Annotated in this window: 12 protein-coding genes; 4 read left to right on the forward strand and 8 right to left on the reverse strand. The window is 56.0% G+C overall.

Translation table 11 applies throughout. The annotated features are described in order from the left end of the window. Positions 1-11: 11 nt before the first annotated feature. Positions 12-752, forward strand: a complete 741-nt coding sequence (locus ACOKCT_RS18690; RefSeq protein ID WP_103177757.1) for a MipA/OmpV family protein — start codon at positions 12-14, stop codon at positions 750-752. Between the two features lie 50 nt (positions 753-802). Here the strand turns inward: ACOKCT_RS18690 and ACOKCT_RS18695 are convergent, their stop codons facing one another. Beyond that, a complete protein-coding gene (locus ACOKCT_RS18695) occupies positions 803-2,770 on the reverse strand; it encodes a glycoside hydrolase family 127 protein (protein WP_420193776.1) in 1,968 nt (655 codons plus the stop codon). A 10-nt stretch (positions 2,771-2,780) separates the two neighbouring features. Next, positions 2,781-4,181 (reverse strand): MFS transporter, encoded by a 1,401-nt coding sequence (locus tag ACOKCT_RS18700; RefSeq protein WP_156653699.1) that lies wholly within the window; start codon positions 4,179-4,181, stop codon positions 2,781-2,783. A gap of 226 nt (positions 4,182-4,407) precedes the next feature. On the opposite strand from ACOKCT_RS18700, the gene ACOKCT_RS18705 reads away from it, so the two are divergent. Next, a complete protein-coding gene (locus ACOKCT_RS18705; RefSeq protein WP_114316205.1) occupies positions 4,408-5,226 on the forward strand; it encodes an AraC family transcriptional regulator in 819 nt (272 codons plus the stop codon). Positions 5,227-5,351: 125 nt separating this feature from the next. Next, on the forward strand, positions 5,352-5,822 hold the full coding sequence (locus ACOKCT_RS18710) for a 4Fe-4S dicluster domain-containing protein (protein ID WP_420193768.1): 471 nt from the start codon (positions 5,352-5,354) through the stop codon (positions 5,820-5,822). A gap of 4 nt (positions 5,823-5,826) precedes the next feature. Here ACOKCT_RS18710 and avtA read toward each other — a convergent pair whose 3' ends face one another. Beyond that, positions 5,827-7,083, reverse strand: a complete 1,257-nt coding sequence (gene avtA, locus ACOKCT_RS18715; protein WP_420193769.1) for a valine--pyruvate transaminase — start codon at positions 7,081-7,083, stop codon at positions 5,827-5,829. 172 nt (positions 7,084-7,255) lie between these two features. After that, complete coding sequence (locus ACOKCT_RS18720; RefSeq protein ID WP_420193770.1) at positions 7,256-9,286, reverse strand: alpha-amylase; 2,031 nt, start codon at positions 9,284-9,286, stop codon at positions 7,256-7,258. A gap of 313 nt (positions 9,287-9,599) precedes the next feature. On the opposite strand from ACOKCT_RS18720, the gene ACOKCT_RS18725 reads away from it, so the two are divergent. Further along, the gene (locus ACOKCT_RS18725) at positions 9,600-10,427 is read left to right on the forward strand and encodes a protein bax (RefSeq protein ID WP_420193771.1); all 828 of its coding nucleotides are present in this window, start codon (positions 9,600-9,602) and stop codon (positions 10,425-10,427) included. Between the two features lie 39 nt (positions 10,428-10,466). Here ACOKCT_RS18725 and xylR read toward each other — a convergent pair whose 3' ends face one another. The 4 genes from xylR to xylF form a co-directional block, all read right to left on the reverse strand. Continuing rightward, positions 10,467-11,645: a D-xylose utilization transcriptional activator XylR gene (xylR, locus tag ACOKCT_RS18730; protein WP_103177765.1), complete on the reverse strand. Its 1,179-nt coding sequence runs from the start codon at positions 11,643-11,645 to the stop codon at positions 10,467-10,469. 42 nt (positions 11,646-11,687) lie between these two features. Beyond that, positions 11,688-12,869 (reverse strand): xylose ABC transporter permease XylH, encoded by a 1,182-nt coding sequence (gene xylH, locus ACOKCT_RS18735; protein ID WP_103177766.1) that lies wholly within the window; start codon positions 12,867-12,869, stop codon positions 11,688-11,690. Then, positions 12,847-14,388, reverse strand: a complete 1,542-nt coding sequence (locus tag ACOKCT_RS18740) for a xylose ABC transporter ATP-binding protein (protein ID WP_103177767.1) — start codon at positions 14,386-14,388, stop codon at positions 12,847-12,849. The genes xylH and ACOKCT_RS18740 overlap by 23 nt, the downstream gene beginning before the upstream one ends. Before the next feature lie 71 nt (positions 14,389-14,459). Beyond that, positions 14,460-15,452, reverse strand: coding sequence for a D-xylose ABC transporter substrate-binding protein (gene xylF, locus ACOKCT_RS18745; RefSeq protein WP_420193772.1), 993 nt, complete (start codon positions 15,450-15,452; stop codon positions 14,460-14,462). Positions 15,453-15,709: the final 257 nt, after the last annotated feature.

Consider the following 15,709-nt stretch of genomic DNA (forward strand, 5'->3'; position numbering starts at 1 on the left):
GATTACAAACAATGACGTTTAAAAAGAGTTTACTCATCGCCACGGTTTTATTTGCGGCTGCTCCCGCAATGGCGGATGAATTTTCAGTTGGCGCGGGCGCCGTTTTTAATGAGTCACCGTATAAAGGTTATAACGAGAATGTTTTCGCTGTTCCATTAATGCACTACGAAGGGGAACATTTTTACGTGCGTCAGGCTACCGGCGGCTGGATTGTCTGGAAAGATGCCAAAAACGAACTCAGCCTGACCGCCTCCTGGATGCCGCTGCACTTTGATCCGGACGATAACGACGACTCTGCGATGAAGCAGCTGGACGAGCGCAAAGCCTCCGCGATGCTGGGCGGCGCCTATTATCACCATGAAAGCTGGGGTAGCCTGAAGTTGGCGATTGCCGCCGATGCGATGGATGAGAGCGGCGGCGTGATGGGCGAAATCTCTTATTTCCGCCCGTTCCGCATGGCGCGCCTGACCCTGACGCCATCGGTGGGGGTCTTTTACTACGATGAAAGCTTCAACGATTACTACTACGGCGTCTCGCAGAAAGAGTCCCGTCGCAGCGGTTTAAAGCAGTACAACGCAGGCGAAACCGTGACCCCTTATGTGGGTGTGGCAGCTAAATACCCGCTGACACAGAATCTCTCTCTGAATGCCAGCGCCGTCTATACCGTGCTGCCTGACGATGTGAAAAACAGCCCGATGATCGACCGTGACGACAGCTTCGCGCTGATGACCGGTCTCTCCTGGACGTTTTAAGGTAGTAAAAATCAGCCCTCTGAGATGAGGGCTGATTCTGTTTTCCGGCTTTAGCGTGCGGCGTTCGCCTCATCCACCCAGATCCGCATCTCCCCTTCGCCCCGGTTAGCCCAGCTAAACCACGGAATAAAGGTCAGCGTCTGCGCCTGTTGCGTGGCGGGGGCACGATCGTACTGCCACAGCGGTTGGTGTTCAGCGTCCGCGGCGTGGCGGGCATACCCTTGCGTCTGGATCAGCATCTTATGGGCAAAAATCCCTTTGCCTTCAACGAGTCTGAATTCGCTGTCGGCTGGCAGGGTAAGGTTGTGCAGCCCCGCGCCGTTATCCGCCTCTTCAAGACAGTAGACCAGTGGCCCGCGCTGCAAAGCCACTTTTCCGGCCTGCTGGCGCACCTGCGGATTACCGTAAACCCGGCGGACCGGCATCGGCAGGGTTAACACCAGCTTATCGCCTTCCTGCCAGCGGCGGGTCAGGTAGATATAGCCCTGACGCATCTCACCCGTGATGGGTTTGCCATTCAGCGTGAGCTGTGGATTGTCGCACCAGTCCGGCGCACGTAAGGCCAGGGTATAGTCGACGTCCACCGAGGAGGCGATTTCGATGACGACCTGCTCCTGCCACGGGTAGTTGCCGCTGATCCGCAGCTGCAACTCCTGCTCACCCACCGGGAAAGCCATGCTGTTGCCGATGTAGAGGTTGATAAACAGGGCATCGTCGCGAACGGTATAGATGTAGTGACCAATCGAGGCCAGAACGCGGGCGATGTTTGGCGGGCAGCAGGCGCAGCCGAACCAGCGCTGGCGAACCGGCTTCACGTGATCGTAGACATGGTTAAATTTCAGCGTCTTCGGATGCACTTCCAGCGGGTTGACGTAGAAGAAGTGTTTCCCGTCCAGCGCCATGCCGCCAAGCACGGTGTTGTACAGCGCCCGCTCCATAACGTCGGCGTACTGGCTGTTGGCTTCCATTTCCAGCATGCGACGGGCAAACATCATCAGGCCGATGGAGGCGCAGCTTTCAGCATAGACGGTGTCGTTCGGCAGATCGTAATCGCTGCTGAAGGCTTCGCCGCTGCTCTGGGAACCAATCCCGCCGGTGATATAGAGCTGGCGCTGGGCCATGTTATTCCACAGGCGCAGGCAGTCCTGGCGTTTACTCTCATCCTGACTTAAACGGGCCAGGTGCGCGACGCCGGTCATCAGATAGACGAAACGCACCGCATGACCAATCGCCGTTTGCTGTTCCGCCAGCGGCTGATGCGCCTGGCTGTAGGCTTTATCCTGTACCATCCACGCCGGGCCGTAGGTGTTCCAGTACGAGGTTTTGCCCCGCTTTTCATATTCGATGTCGTAGAAGTGCGGCTGGGTGCCACGCGCTTCAACGAAATATTTCGCCAGCGCCAGGTAGCGCGGCTCCTGGGTGACATCAAACAGGCGCATCAGCGCCAGCTCGATCTCCGGGTGGCCGGGATAGCCGTGTAGCTGCTGCTCGCCCGGACCAAAAACACTGTCGATATGGTCGGCCAGCTTACAGACCACCTCCAGCAGACGGCGTTTGCCGGTGCCCTGGAACCAGGCTACGCCCGCTTCAATCATATGCCCGGCGCAGTAAAGCTCGTGGCACTCCGCCAGGTTTGTCCAGCGCTCCTCCGGCGCTTTTACCGTGAACCAGGTATTGAGATAGCCATCGTCGCACTGAGCGGCGACTACCAGTTCAATCACCTCATCGGCGGTTTTTTCCAGCTCCGCGTCGGGTTTCTGGCATAGCGACCAGGCGACCGCCTCCAGCCATTTCGCCACGTCGCTGTCCTGAAAGACCATCCCGTAGAATTCACCATTTTGCTGACCCGCCGCGATGCGAAAGTTGCTGATGGCATGGCTCGGTTCCGCCTCCTCAATGCGATCGTTCAGGGCATCCCACTGGTAGGGGATGACCACATCGCGCACCAGCTGTTGATACTGACCCAGAAACGGGTCGCTGATTTTCAGTTTATGCAGGTCGGGTTCCATTATGGACATCATGTTCTCCTCAGGCGTGAGCGTGACGCTGGCGCAGGTCGGTGGCAATGCGCGTCATCATCGGGTTATTGAGTCGGCACTTGCGGATCGCCAGCGCCAGCAGCAGATGGAAAAGGGCGGGCAGCAGGGTCTCCATGGCGGTAATGCCCTGTAATGAGGCGGGCGTCTGGTTGCCTGCGCCCGGCTGGTAGGCGACGAAAATAAACACCAGGCTGATGATCCCGGCGCTGGAAGCCCAGGCCAGCTTGATGAAAAAGAGGTTAAAGGCGAAGTTCATGCCGGAGGAGCGTACGCGGGTTTTCCACTCGCCGTAGTCGTCAGCAAAGGCCATCAGTGCGAAGTGCAGCGGCAGGGTAAAGCCGAGGATCACGCCGTTCGCCAGAATGACCACCAGCCACAGAGTCTGGTAAGCCGGGCCGCCGGGCAGGAACCACATCCCCACCGCCAGGGCTGCCAGCACCAGGTTGGTGTAGTAGTAGAGTTTGACGGTGTCGCTGCGACGTGACAGCAGGTTAACGATCACCGCGCCCAGAATAGAGGCAAAGGTCACCATCGTGAAGAAGAGCGAGGTGTAGGCGGTGCTCCCTTCCAGCACGTAAGTGATGAAATACATGTAGCCGCCGCCACGAATGTTGAAGACGTTAATCAGCAGGAAAGACATCACCAGCATCAGCAGCAGCTGGTCGTTGTTACGCAGACCGGCGAGGTGCTCCTTAAGGGTAAATTTTCCCATCATCGCCAGCGGTACGCGCTCGCGAACCCAGAAGAAGCAGCACAGGAACATCACCACCGCAATGGCGCACAGCACACCCACGCCGAACTGATATCCCTGCGCCACGTTGCCCTGACCGAGAAGTTCAACCAGCCACGGCAGGCCAACGGAGACCAGAAAACCGGCCACGCCGCACAATACAAAACGCCATGACTGGCAGGAGATCACTTCGCTGTGGCGGGTGGTCATGGTGTTGATCAGCGCGCAATAGGGCACGTTGATGGCGGTATAGCCCACCGAGAGCAGCAGATAGGTGCCGAAGGCCCAGGCGATTTTGACTCCCATGCCCGCCTCCGGCACGGTGAAGGTCAGCACGCCGATAATGCCAATCGGCAGGGCGACCCACAGCTGCCAGGGGCGAAAGCGTCCCCAGCGGCTCTGGGTACGGTCGGCGATGATCCCCATCACCGGGTCGGATATCGCGTCGAAGATGCGCAGGGCGATAAACAGCGTGCCGACCAGCGCCGGGGTTAAGCCAAAGACATCGGTATAGAAAAAAGTGAGAAAGTTCATGATCAAACAGGTGATCACCGTGCCGCCGGCATCACCCAGGCCGTAGCCTATTTTTTCTCGCACCGTCAGGCGATCGTTGATGGCCTGCTGGGCGATCTCTGTCTGTGTAATCGGGGTGGAAGTCATGAGGTAACTCCTCGGGTTATTGGATTTTTTATGTTGTTTTGCAGAGTACCTGACTAATTTTGCACTGTTCCCTGGGGGCAACAAGGGAAGGGAAAAGTATAAAAAGGTGAGGATTCCGACCTTGTTCGTAAAATGTGATTTTGATCGGGATGAATAAAAAATAGCTGTTAATAATCAGTGATAAAGAGAAAGAATCTGCTCATAAATAGCGAGAAATTGAATAACCATGCTCGAATTATCCATAGCGCTTCCGATCAGGGTGCAGAATGGCGGCTATTTTATCTCCCGGGGCGTCGGGCGACATCCGGCGCGCAGGCTCGACTCCTGGGAGGTCATCTTTGTGGAAAAGGGGACATTAACGATCCAGGAGGATACGACGCTATTTGAGGTCCATGCTGGAGAAAGTCTGCTCCTGTGGCCCCACCGCCGACACAAGGGGATTGAAGATTTTCCTGCCGATTTACGCTTTTACTGGCTGCATTTTGAAGTTGACGAGCAGGCCGCGCCGTCATCCCTGAGTACGCTGCTGTCGGTGCAGCAGCACGGCAAAACCGGCGATCCGCAGGCGATGATTGCCCTGTTCCGGCAATTTCTGACCGAACAGGAGAAGCTCCAGCGCAGCCCGGCGCTGGAATTTATTCTGCTGCTGATCCTGCAACAGCTCTCAGTCATGCCCGGGCAGGAGCTCGCCCCGGACGAAGCGGGCGTCAGCCTGGCGTGGAAGGCGCGGCAGCTGATCAGCACGCAGTTTCACCGGCCGCTCTCCACGTCGCAGCTTGCCCGGGAGCTGCACTGCAACGCCGATTATCTGGGGCGGGTGTTTCGTCGGGTCTTTCATCTGACGCTCACCGAGGCTATCCACCGTCAGCGCGTCAGGGCCGCGGAAAAGCTACTCCTCAACGATGCCGTGTCGCTCAAGGAGGTGGCGGTGCGCTGCGGGTTTAACGACACCGGATATTTCCGGCAAATTTTTCGTAAGCATACCGGGTTAACGCCCGGCGTCTGGAAGCGCCGCTACTGCAAGGAGCACATCAATTCCGCCTGAGCACTGTGGCAAATGGCCAGTATTCGCGGCAGGACGCACAAAAGTGACTTTTTGCCCCGTCTGATCAAAGCGCGTGCCCTGAACACTCTGGCAACCTGACTTTTTCAACAAGGATGGAGCAGGCGATGAACCCGTTTATTGTTGCGGACCCGGCGAAATGTATTGGCTGTCGCACCTGCGAAGTGGCCTGCGTGGTATCGCACCAGGAGAACCAGAATTGTGCCGCTGTGACGGCAAAGACCTTTACCTCCCGCATCCGGGTGGTGAAAGGCGGGACGTTCACTACGGCGGTCACCTGCCACCAGTGTGAAGATGCCCCCTGCGCCAACGTCTGCCCGACGCAGGCGATCCAGCGTGAGCAGGGGGTCTGGCGGGTGGAGCAACACCGCTGTATCGGCTGTAAAAGCTGCATGATTGCCTGCCCGTTCGGGGCGATGCAGGTTACGGGAGAAGCAGAAGCGGTGCAGGCACTGAAGTGCGACCGTTGCGCGCACCGCGAAGGTGGACCCGCATGCGTGGAGGCCTTTCCAACCCGCGCGTTAAGTTGCGTCGATCCTGCCAGATTACGTGCCGAACGGCTGCGTTATCTGGCATAAATCATTACTGACCGTTTTCCCGCCAGGCGAGGTCGATCTCCTCGGCGAGGATCTTCACGCCCGCTTCGATTTTTTCTGGGTCCGGGACATAGTTCATGCGCATGCACTGGTGGGTGTGCGGCCACGGCTTGTCCAGCCCCGGGAAGAAATAATCCCCCGGCACCATCAACACCCCGCGCTTTTTCAGACGCTGATAGAGCAGTTCGGTGGTGATCGGCAGATCCTTAAACCACAGCCAGAGGAAAATTGCCCCTTCGGGTTTGTGGATCAGACAGCGTTCTTCCGGGAGATAGCGGCGGATAGTCGCAATGGTCTCCTGGACGCGCTTATAGTAGAAGGGCTTAATCACCTCGTTGGACAGGCGCAGCAGATCGTTGCGCTTAATCATCTCGCACATCATTGCCGGGCCGATCCCGCCAGGGGAGAGGCTGATGATGCCGTTCATGTTGGTAATGGCGGTGATAATTTTCTCATTGGCGATGATAATCCCGCAGCGGCTACCCGGCAGACCCAGCTTGGAGAGGCTCATGCACAGCACAATGTTCGGGTTCCACAGCGGACGCGCTTCGCTGAAGATAATGCCCGGGAAGGGAACCCCGTAGGCGTTATCGATCACCAGCGGAATATCATGCTGGTTCGCCAGCGCATCCAGCTTAATCAGCTCTTCATCGGTGATGACGTTGCCGGTCGGGTTGGTGGGGCGCGAGACGCAGATCATCCCGGTCTCTTCGCCAATATGCAGATGCTCAAAATCGACGTGATATTTGAACTGGCCTTCCGGCAGTAGCTCGATGTTCGGGCGCGCGGCGACGAAAAGATCGTCCTCAAGGCCGGAGTCGGCATAACCGATGTACTCCGGCGTCAGCGGGAAGAGCACTTTTTTGGTGGTGCCGTCGGCACGTCGTCCCGCGAAGAGGTTAAATAAGTAGAAAAACGCGCTCTGGCTGCCATTTGTCAGAGCAATGTTCTGTGGATCAATCTCCCAGCCGAGGGTGTCGCGCAGCATCTCAGCCAGGGCAGCAAGCAGCTCGGTTTTGCCCTGTGGGCCGTCGTAATTGCACAGCGCATCTCTGGCTTTGCCATTTTCCAGCATGTCCGCGAGGAGCGTCTGAAAATAGGCGTTCATCTCAGGGATTTGTGCCGGGTTACCGCCGCCGAGCATGATGGCGCCCGGTGTGCGCAGCCCGTCGTTGAGATCCTCCATCAGGCGGGTAATGCCTGAATGGCGGGTGAATTTGTCGCCGAAAAGTGAAAAAGTCATAGCAGGTGATCTGTCGAGCGTGTTCTAAGTGTGGCTCACCATAACGCTACAACTGCGCAGGTGCAAATCAGCGTCGAAACGAAGATGTGTGACTTTATGTTGTTAGTTTGCTATCAGGTAGCAATTTATCCTGCACCCCTCTCCCGTAGGAGAGGGATTTTGCCCCAGCCGATCAGCGATTACCCGCCCACACCACCACCACCTTGTCGCCCTGATGCTCGCGGACAAAGCCGTAGCCCTGAGGCATCGTCAGCGTGGTTTGTCTGCCTTCACCGATGGCCGGATGGCGGGCGCGGAACTGCCCGAGCCGCTGCCAGTGGGCGACGGTTGCAGCCTGCGAGCCGTTGATATCCTGCCAGTTCATGTCCGAGCGCGTGCCCTGTAAGGGATCGGAGCCCGTCGGGCCGAACGGTCTTGCAGATTCATCGCCATAAAAGATCTGTACGCTGCCTGGCGCCAGCAACAGCAGCTCTGCCGCACGCTGGTCACCCTCGCGGAACAGACGGGTATCGTGAGAGGAGAGATAGCTCAGGACGTTAAAGCTCTGCAGCTTTTCCGCCATCTGCTGCCAGGTCAGGTCAATGTCCGCCAGACAATCTACCGCTTTGGCCGCCTGCTCCTGGTAATCAAAATTGATCATCGCATCGAAGCCGTGACGGTAGTAATCGCTCTGCATTACCCCGTGCCCCCAGGATTCACCGGTCATCCAGAACGGGGCATCGTCGAGTTTTTTCTCCGGGTTGGCCGCTTTCCATGCTTTAAGGGCATCGCTGGCCTGGTCTTTCAGCTGCTGCCAGCCCGCCAGCTCAACATGCTTGGCGGTATCAACGCGGAAACCGTCGATGCCGTATTCACGCACCCACTGACTCAGCCAGTGGGTGAGGTAATCCCGGGGCGTGTAACCGTCAATGGCCTTCGCCCGGGTGTCGGGCTTGTGGCGATAGAAATTCGGTAAGCCTGATGGGGTGGTCGATTCCGTCTTCAGGTCCGGCAGGAAGGCCAGCGACATGGTCAGATCGTCGAAGCCGGGGTTGTCATAATCGCCGATATCGGTGCGTACCCACTTCTTGCCCCACCAGTTTTCCCAGCCCGCTTTATCGCTGAAGTTGATGTAGTCATTAAAGCTGTGCCAGCTCTGGCCGGCCCCCGGTTTCCAGTCAGTCCAGCGTTCGCCCAGGGTTTTCTTCAGCTCTTCGCCCTGCAGATAGAGCGATCCGAACTGGTACGCCTGCATGTCCGCCAGCGTCGCGTAACCGGTGTGGTTCATCACCACGTCAAACAGGATGCGGATCCCCCGGCGGTGAGCTTCATCCACCAGCTGACGTAAATCATCCTCCGTACCCATGTTGGCATCGAGCCGGGTCCAGTCCTGGGTGTAATAGCCGTGATAGGCGTAATGCGGGAAATCGCCTTTCGTTCCGCCCCCGACCCAGCCGTGGATCTGCTCCAGCGGGGAGCTGATCCACAGGGCGTTAACGCCAAGCTGTTGCAGATAATCCAGCTTGCTGGTGAGCCCTTTCAGGTCGCCGCCGTGGAAGGTGCCGATCTCCTGCATACCATCTTTATGGCGCCCGTAGCTGTTGTCGTTGCCCGGATCGCCATTTTCAAACCGGTCGGTGAGAACAAAATAGACGGTGGCGTTTTGCCAGCTGAACGGGGCGGGCTTGTCCGTTTCTGCCCGCTCCAGTAACAGCAGGCCGTTACTCCCCGGTGCGGGTTGCAGGGTAATTTTACCCTGCTGCACCGTCGCGGTCTGTTTGCTGTAAAAATCACGCACCACGCTTCCTTCCGGGAAGGTATTGCTGACATCGAGCGTCAACGGTTTGCCGTCCCATTTGGGGCACTGGCGCACTACCGATGCCACCGCCTGTTCGCTGGCGCTGGCAACGGTCAACATCAGCGTTGGCGTGCCGGAGCGGGTATCAATTCGTGCCTGATAATCCCCGTCGCGGAAGATGCGCCACTGCGCCGGATCGCCCTCGCACGGCTTCAGTGACATCATCTCGTTGAGTTTTATGGCGTTAGTGGGTTGCCAGCACGCCTTGTCAAAACTCAACGTTAGCGGGCGGGTACCCTTCGTCAGCTTTGCCTGTGCCGTGAAGACCCCCGATCCTTCAGCGGTAAAGGCTGGAAAGCCGGGGGCGGACCAGTCGGCGCTGGCCAGTGCAGGCAAGAACAGAAGAGCGAGAGCAGAACGTTTCATACCATTTTCCTGTCACAGCATTTTGCTCAGTTTGCCATCTATTCTAGTGGGCAAACTCATCCCCTGGCGCTATCGCGCAGGGAGGAGCAACGAGGGTGAGTGATCTCACGCTAAGTACGCTATTTAACTGCGATATTGAGCACGTTTTCGCGAGAATGATGCTGAAACGCGCAGATTCCAGGTGACAGGGTTTCGGATTTGGACTATTTCTAATGGTGCTCTTCTCGTCTATTTTTGCTAGGATTTGAGATTCGCCTCTCAATTTTCGAAAAAAATAAGGTGTTGGAATGTTTCTATCCGACCAGGAGACCTAATGATATCGACTCCCATTCGACGATATGGGGCTGCGATACTCATGTTACTCACCACGGCATTTTCTGGTGGGGTGCTTGCAAAGACGCACACGGATACAACGAGTAAGAAAGCCCACGTCATAAAGACGACAGCAAGTAGTAAGGTTAGCAGTAAACAAGAGTATTCTCGCAATAGTGCAAAGAGTAGTTCACTTCCTGATTTGCGAAAATACCCTTCCGGAACACCAAGGAAAAAAGCGTTTCTCCGGACGGTAATGCCTTACATTACAAGTCAAAATGCCGCGATTACGGCGGATCGTAACTGGCTTATTTCCAAGCAGTACGACAGCCGTTGGTCGCCATCCGAGCGTGCGCGCCTGAAAGAGATAGCCAAAAACTATAAAGTGAGCTGGAACGGGAACACACGTCGTGTACCGTGGAATACCTTGCTTGAGCGTGTGGATATCATCCCAGGCAGCATGGTCGCAACGATGGCAGCAGCCGAAAGTGGCTGGGGTACCTCTAAGCTGGCTCGTAGCAATAACAACCTGTTTGGCATGAAATGTGCGAAAGGTCGTTGTAACAATGCGCCGGGCAAAGTGAAAGGTTACTCGCAGTTTGAATCGGTAAAAGATTCCGTGAATGCGTATGTTGTGAACCTGAACACGCATCCGGCCTATAAATCCTTCCGTAAGTCGCGTGCGCAGCTGCGTAAAGCAGACCAGGAAGTGACGGCGAGCAATATGATCCACAAGCTGAAAGGTTACTCAACCCAGGGCCAACGCTATAACAACTATCTGTTTGCGATGTACCAGGATAACCAGCGCTTAATTGCCGCTCATATGTAATCTTAAAAAAAGGCCTTCCATCCGGAAGGCCTTTTTTATTTATATCAGTACTTCACTGTAGCGATCGCGATACTCTTTCGGCGTGGTGTCATACTCTTTTTTAAAGACCGAATAGAAATACTGCAACGACGGATAACCGCACATCTGGGAAATCTCATTAATGGAGAGCGAGGTCGAAATCAGCAGGCTGCGGGCTTTCTCCAGTTTCTCTGCATGGATAACCGCATGGATCGTCTCGCCCACCTCTTCTTTAAAGCGCTTCTCCAGATTTGAACGCGAAATCCCTACCGCATCCAGCACCTGATCCACTTTGATGCCTTTGCAGGCGTGGTTACGAATGTAGTGCATGGCCTGAATGACGGCAGGGTCGTTCAGCGAGCGGTAATCCGTTGAGCGTCGCTCCACCACACGAACTGGCGGCACCAGCAGACGTTGCAGGGGAAGATTTTCGTTATCCAGCAGCCGGTGCAGCAGCTTGGCCGCCTGATAGCCCATCTGACGTGTTCCCTGCGCCACGGACGATAGCGCCACGCGTGACAGGTAGCGGGTGAGCTCTTCATTATCGATCCCGATGACGCACAGCTTTTCCGGCACCGGAATATGCAGATGTTCGCACACCTGCAGCACGTGCCGGGCGCGGGCATCGGTCACGGCGATAATGCCGGTCTGCGGCGGCAGGGTTTGCAGCCAGTCGGCGAGACGGTTCTGCGCGTGCTGCCAGTTTTCCGGGGCCGTTTCCAGCCCCTGATAAACCACGCCGCGATACTTCTCCTTTGCGACCAGCTGACAGAAAGCATATTCCCGTTCCGCCGCCCAGCGTTTTCCGCTGGAGGTGGGCAAACCATAAAAGGCGAAGCGGTGAACCCCTTTTTCTTTGAGATGTAGAAACGCGCTCTCTACCAGGGCGTGGTTGTCGGTGGCGATATAGTGAACGGCAGGGTAGTGTTCCGGCTGGTGGTAAGAGCCGCCGACGCCGACGATGGGGACGTCGACATCGACAAGCAGTTGCTGGATAACGGCGTCGTCAAAATCCGCGATGACGCCGTCGCCCAGCCAGTCTTTGATATTTTCGATTCGCGTGCGGAAATCTTCTTCGATGAAAATATCCCACTCGGATTGCGACGCCTGCAAATATTCCCCAACGCCCTCGACGACCTGACGGTCATAAGCTTTGTTGGCATTGAATAACAACGTAATGCGGTGACGCTTCTCAAACATGGCGCTATTTTTCCAGTATCAGTGACAGATGAAAAGGCATCCTCAGGCGCGCCGTTTGGTAGCGGAATCCATCCATACCGCCAGCAATAAAATGGCACCCTTGACGATATACTGCCAGAATGTCGGGACGTCCATCATACTCATTCCGTTATCCAGCGACGCCATAATAAATGCCCCCATAACTGCCCCTGCGACGCTACCGACACCTCCGGCAAGACTGGTTCCGCCGATGACACAGGCGGCGATGGCATCGAGTTCGGCAATATTCCCGGCAGACGGCGAGCCCGCACCCAGACGCGAGCTTAAGATCAGGCCCGCTACGGCAACCATCAGGCCATTAATGGCAAAGACGGCAAGTTTGGTGCGTTCAACATTAATACCTGACAGACGTGCGGCTTCAAGGTTGCCGCCGATGGCATAAATACGCCGGCCAAAGGCGGTGCGGGTCGCCATAAACATGCCTGCCAGTAATAACAGAACCAGTATCAGCACCGGCGTTGGCACGCCACGATAGTCGTTCAGCAGCCAGATTGCCCCCAGCACGATCACCGCCGTCAGCGCCTGACGCCCAACGACAGAGGTGGAAGGCGTTGTGGCTAACCCTAACGCCTGCCGGCGCATTCTGCCGCGCCATTGCCAGGCGACAAACGCCATCAGGCCAATCGCGCCGAGGGTAAAACCGACTCCGCCGGAGAGATAGCTCTGCCCAATCTGCGACATGGAGGCGCTGGTGGGGGAGACGGTGGTGCCGTTGGTGATACCAATCAGAATGCCGCGGAAGGCCAGCATTCCCGCCAGCGTGACGATAAACGACGGTACTTTGCGGTAGGCCACCCACCAGCCGTTCCAGGTGCCGAGCAGTAGACCGAGTAACAAGGTGACGACCACGGTGAGCGGCAGCGGCCAGCCCAGCCAGACGTCGAAAATCGCCGCCACGCCCCCCAGCAGGCCCATCATTGAGCCCACGGAGAGGTCGATTTCCGCGGAGATAATCACAAACACCATCCCCACCGCCAGAATGCCGGTAATGGCGGTCTGGCGCAGCAGGTTGGAGACGTTACGCGCGCTGAGATAGGAGCCGTCGGTCATCCAGGTGAAGAACAGCATGATCGCCACGATAGCGGCAATCATGACAAACACCTGCAGATTGAGCGCTTTTAGCCCGGAAAACAGACCCGGTGCGGGTGCCGTGACTTTTAACTCAGAGGGGTTGCTTTTCGACATGGCGTTCGCTCCTTAGTGCGGCTTCCATCACCTGTTCCTGCGTCAGGTTCTGGTTTATCAGGTTGGCTTTCAGTTTTCCTTCGTGCATCACCAGTACCCGGTCACTCAGACCCAGCACTTCGGGAAGCTCCGAGGAGATCACAATCACGGCGATACCCTGCTGGACCAGCTGGTTGATCAGCTTGTAGATTTCGTATTTCGCACCGATATCAATCCCGCGGGTCGGTTCATCGAGGATCAGAATGCGCGGGTTGAGCAACAGGCAGCGGGCGAGGATCGCCTTCTGCTGATTGCCCCCGCTCAGGCGGCCAATCGCCAGCTCCGGGGAGGAAGTTTTGACTTTCAGCTGCTGTAAAGAGTGAAGAATGCAGTGCTGTTCCGCGGCATCATCCAGACTGCTCAGCGTGCCGCTGAACTGATCTAATGCGGCAAGGGTGATGTTTTTGCCCACCGCCATCACCGGTACGATGCCATCTTTTTTGCGATCTTCCGGCACCATCGCGATACCCTGGGCGATGGCCTGCTGACAGTTTTTGATCTCTACCTGCTGCCCATCAATAAAGATGCTGCCCTCCCAGCGGCCAGGCCAGACGCCGAACAGACACTGCACAGCCTCGGTGCGCCCGGCGCCAACCAGCCCGGCCACCCCCAGGATCTCACCGCGATGCAGCGAGAAAGAGACATCATTGACCCGTTTAATATGGCGATTCACCGGATGCCAGGCGGTAAGATGCTCCACGCGCAGCACCTCTTCCCCCAGGGTGTGGGGTTCGTTCGGGTAGAGCGCGGTCAGCTCACGGCCCACCATCATGGTAATAATGTCGTCCTCGCTCATCCCCTGCGCTTCCCGGGTGCCGATATGCTGCCCGTCGCGAATTACGCATACCGTGTCCGAAATCGCTTTCACTTCGTTGAGCTTGTGGGAGATATAAATGCAGGCAATCCCGTGGTTTTGCAGGTCACGAATGATGTCCAGCAATACCGCGGTTTCCTGTTCCGTCAGCGATGCTGTTGGTTCATCGAGGATCAGCAGACGCACCTGTTTGTTCAGGGCCTTGGCGATCTCCACGAGTTGCTGCTGTCCCAGACCTAAATCGCCCACCCGGGTGTCGGGGGAGATCGTCAGACTGACCTGCGCCAGCAGCTTCTCGCAGCGCAAGGTCATGGTGTCGTAATCCAGGACGCCGTGGCGGGTTACCTCGGCACCGAGGAAGATATTTTCCAGCACGGTCAGATGCTTCACCAGCGCCAGCTCCTGGTGAATGATGGCGATCCCTTTGCGCTCGGTGTCGCGGATATGCGTGGCCTGCAGCGTTTCGCCGGAAAAGACAATTTCACCCTCGTAGCTGCCGTGAGGATAGATGCCACACAAAACCTTCATTAAGGTGGATTTGCCCGAGCCATTTTCGCCGCATAACGACATGATCTCGCCGGGGTTTAAGCGCAGGCTGACGTTGTCGACGGCCTTCACCGCGCCAAACGCTTTGGTGATACTTTTCATTTCAAGTAAATAAGACATAACTGCTCCACATGACCCGAAGGAAAACAGTACAAGTCGATGTGCCCCCGCAAGCCGGGGGCGATGATGGATTACAGTTCGCTCTTTTTATGGAAACCGTCTTTCACAACGGTGGCGTCAATGTTCTCTTTATTGACTTCGATAGGGGTAAGCAGTCGGGAAGGCACATCTTTCAGGCCGTTGTTTAAGCTGGTGTCCGCTTTAGGCTGTTGGCCATTGCCAAGCTCAACGGCAATTTCTGCGGCGGTAGTGGCAAGCTCGGTGATCGGCTTATACACCGTCATGGTCTGGGTACCTGCCACAATACGTTTCACCCCGGCGAGGTCCGCATCCTGTCCGGAGATCGCCACTTTTCCGGCCAGCCCCTGGGCGCTGAGTGCCTGAATAGCGCCGCCTGCGGTCGCATCGTTAGAGGCCACCACGGCATCGATTTTGTTATTATTGGCGGTGAGGGCGTTTTCCATAATTTTTAACGCGTTTTCAGGTAACCAGCCGTCCGCCCACTGATCGCCAACGATCTTGATTTTGCCTTCATCAATATAGGGCTTCAGCACCTTCATCTGTCCGGCGCGGAAGAGTTTGGCATTGTTGTCCACCGGGGAGCCGCCCATCAGGAAGTAATTGCCCTGTGGAACTTTGGCGACCAGGCTTTGCGCCTGTAATTCGCCGACCTTTTCATTGTCGAAGGAAATATAATAATCAATGTCCGCATTATTAATCATGCGGTCGTAGGCCAGCACTTTAATCCCTTCGCGCTTGGCTTCTTTTACCACGTTACTTAAAACCTGACCGTTATAAGGAATAATAACCAGCACATCGACGCCGCGGTTTATCATATTTTCGATTTGCGACATTTGCGTTTCTTCATTGCCATTGGCAGACTGGACGAAAACTTTCGCGCCTAATGCTTCTGCCTTATTGACAAAAATATCGCGATCTTTTTGCCAGCGCTCCAGACGGAGGTCATCTATCGCCATGCCGATTTTAACTTCTTTTGCATGACTCGCCGTACTCGCCAGCAGCAGCGATGCACAAAGAGTGAGGCACAGGTTCTTTATCTTCATAATTGTATTGCCTTTTGTAGGGTTAGGTTGCTGAGATAAAAGAAACAATCATTGCAAGAGACGTAGCAAATTCTTAACGGGGAATGGCAGGCTGGCAATTACAGATTTTTATCTTCTCGTTATGATATTTGGTTTATTTTCGAATTTATGACCGCGATCGAATTTTAAATTACATAAGCTCTTAATTACACGTGATTATGGAATTTGTGCAGTGAAATTTGTTTGTCTGCAAATTGATTTTGCGAGCCAGCGCACGT

Origin of the sequence: Leclercia sp. M-A074-M (assembly GCF_965195605.1) — a bacterium.
In the GTDB taxonomy this organism is placed as follows: domain Bacteria; phylum Pseudomonadota; class Gammaproteobacteria; order Enterobacterales; family Enterobacteriaceae; genus Enterobacter.

Coding starts and splice junctions, on each gene's coding strand:
- ACOKCT_RS18690 (WP_103177757.1), top strand. CDS start 12: ATGACGTTTAAAAAGAGTTTACTCATCGCCACGGTTTTATTTGCGGCT.
- ACOKCT_RS18695 (WP_420193776.1), bottom strand. CDS start 2,770: ATGTCCATAATGGAACCCGACCTGCATAAACTGAAAATCAGCGACCCG.
- ACOKCT_RS18700 (WP_156653699.1), bottom strand. CDS start 4,181: ATGACTTCCACCCCGATTACACAGACAGAGATCGCCCAGCAGGCCATC.
- ACOKCT_RS18705 (WP_114316205.1), top strand. CDS start 4,408: ATGCTCGAATTATCCATAGCGCTTCCGATCAGGGTGCAGAATGGCGGC.
- ACOKCT_RS18710 (WP_420193768.1), top strand. CDS start 5,352: ATGAACCCGTTTATTGTTGCGGACCCGGCGAAATGTATTGGCTGTCGC.
- avtA (WP_420193769.1), bottom strand. CDS start 7,083: ATGACTTTTTCACTTTTCGGCGACAAATTCACCCGCCATTCAGGCATT.
- ACOKCT_RS18720 (WP_420193770.1), bottom strand. CDS start 9,286: ATGAAACGTTCTGCTCTCGCTCTTCTGTTCTTGCCTGCACTGGCCAGC.
- ACOKCT_RS18725 (WP_420193771.1), top strand. CDS start 9,600: ATGATATCGACTCCCATTCGACGATATGGGGCTGCGATACTCATGTTA.
- xylR (WP_103177765.1), bottom strand. CDS start 11,645: ATGTTTGAGAAGCGTCACCGCATTACGTTGTTATTCAATGCCAACAAA.
- xylH (WP_103177766.1), bottom strand. CDS start 12,869: ATGTCGAAAAGCAACCCCTCTGAGTTAAAAGTCACGGCACCCGCACCG.
- ACOKCT_RS18740 (WP_103177767.1), bottom strand. CDS start 14,388: ATGTCTTATTTACTTGAAATGAAAAGTATCACCAAAGCGTTTGGCGCG.
- xylF (WP_420193772.1), bottom strand. CDS start 15,452: ATGAAGATAAAGAACCTGTGCCTCACTCTTTGTGCATCGCTGCTGCTG.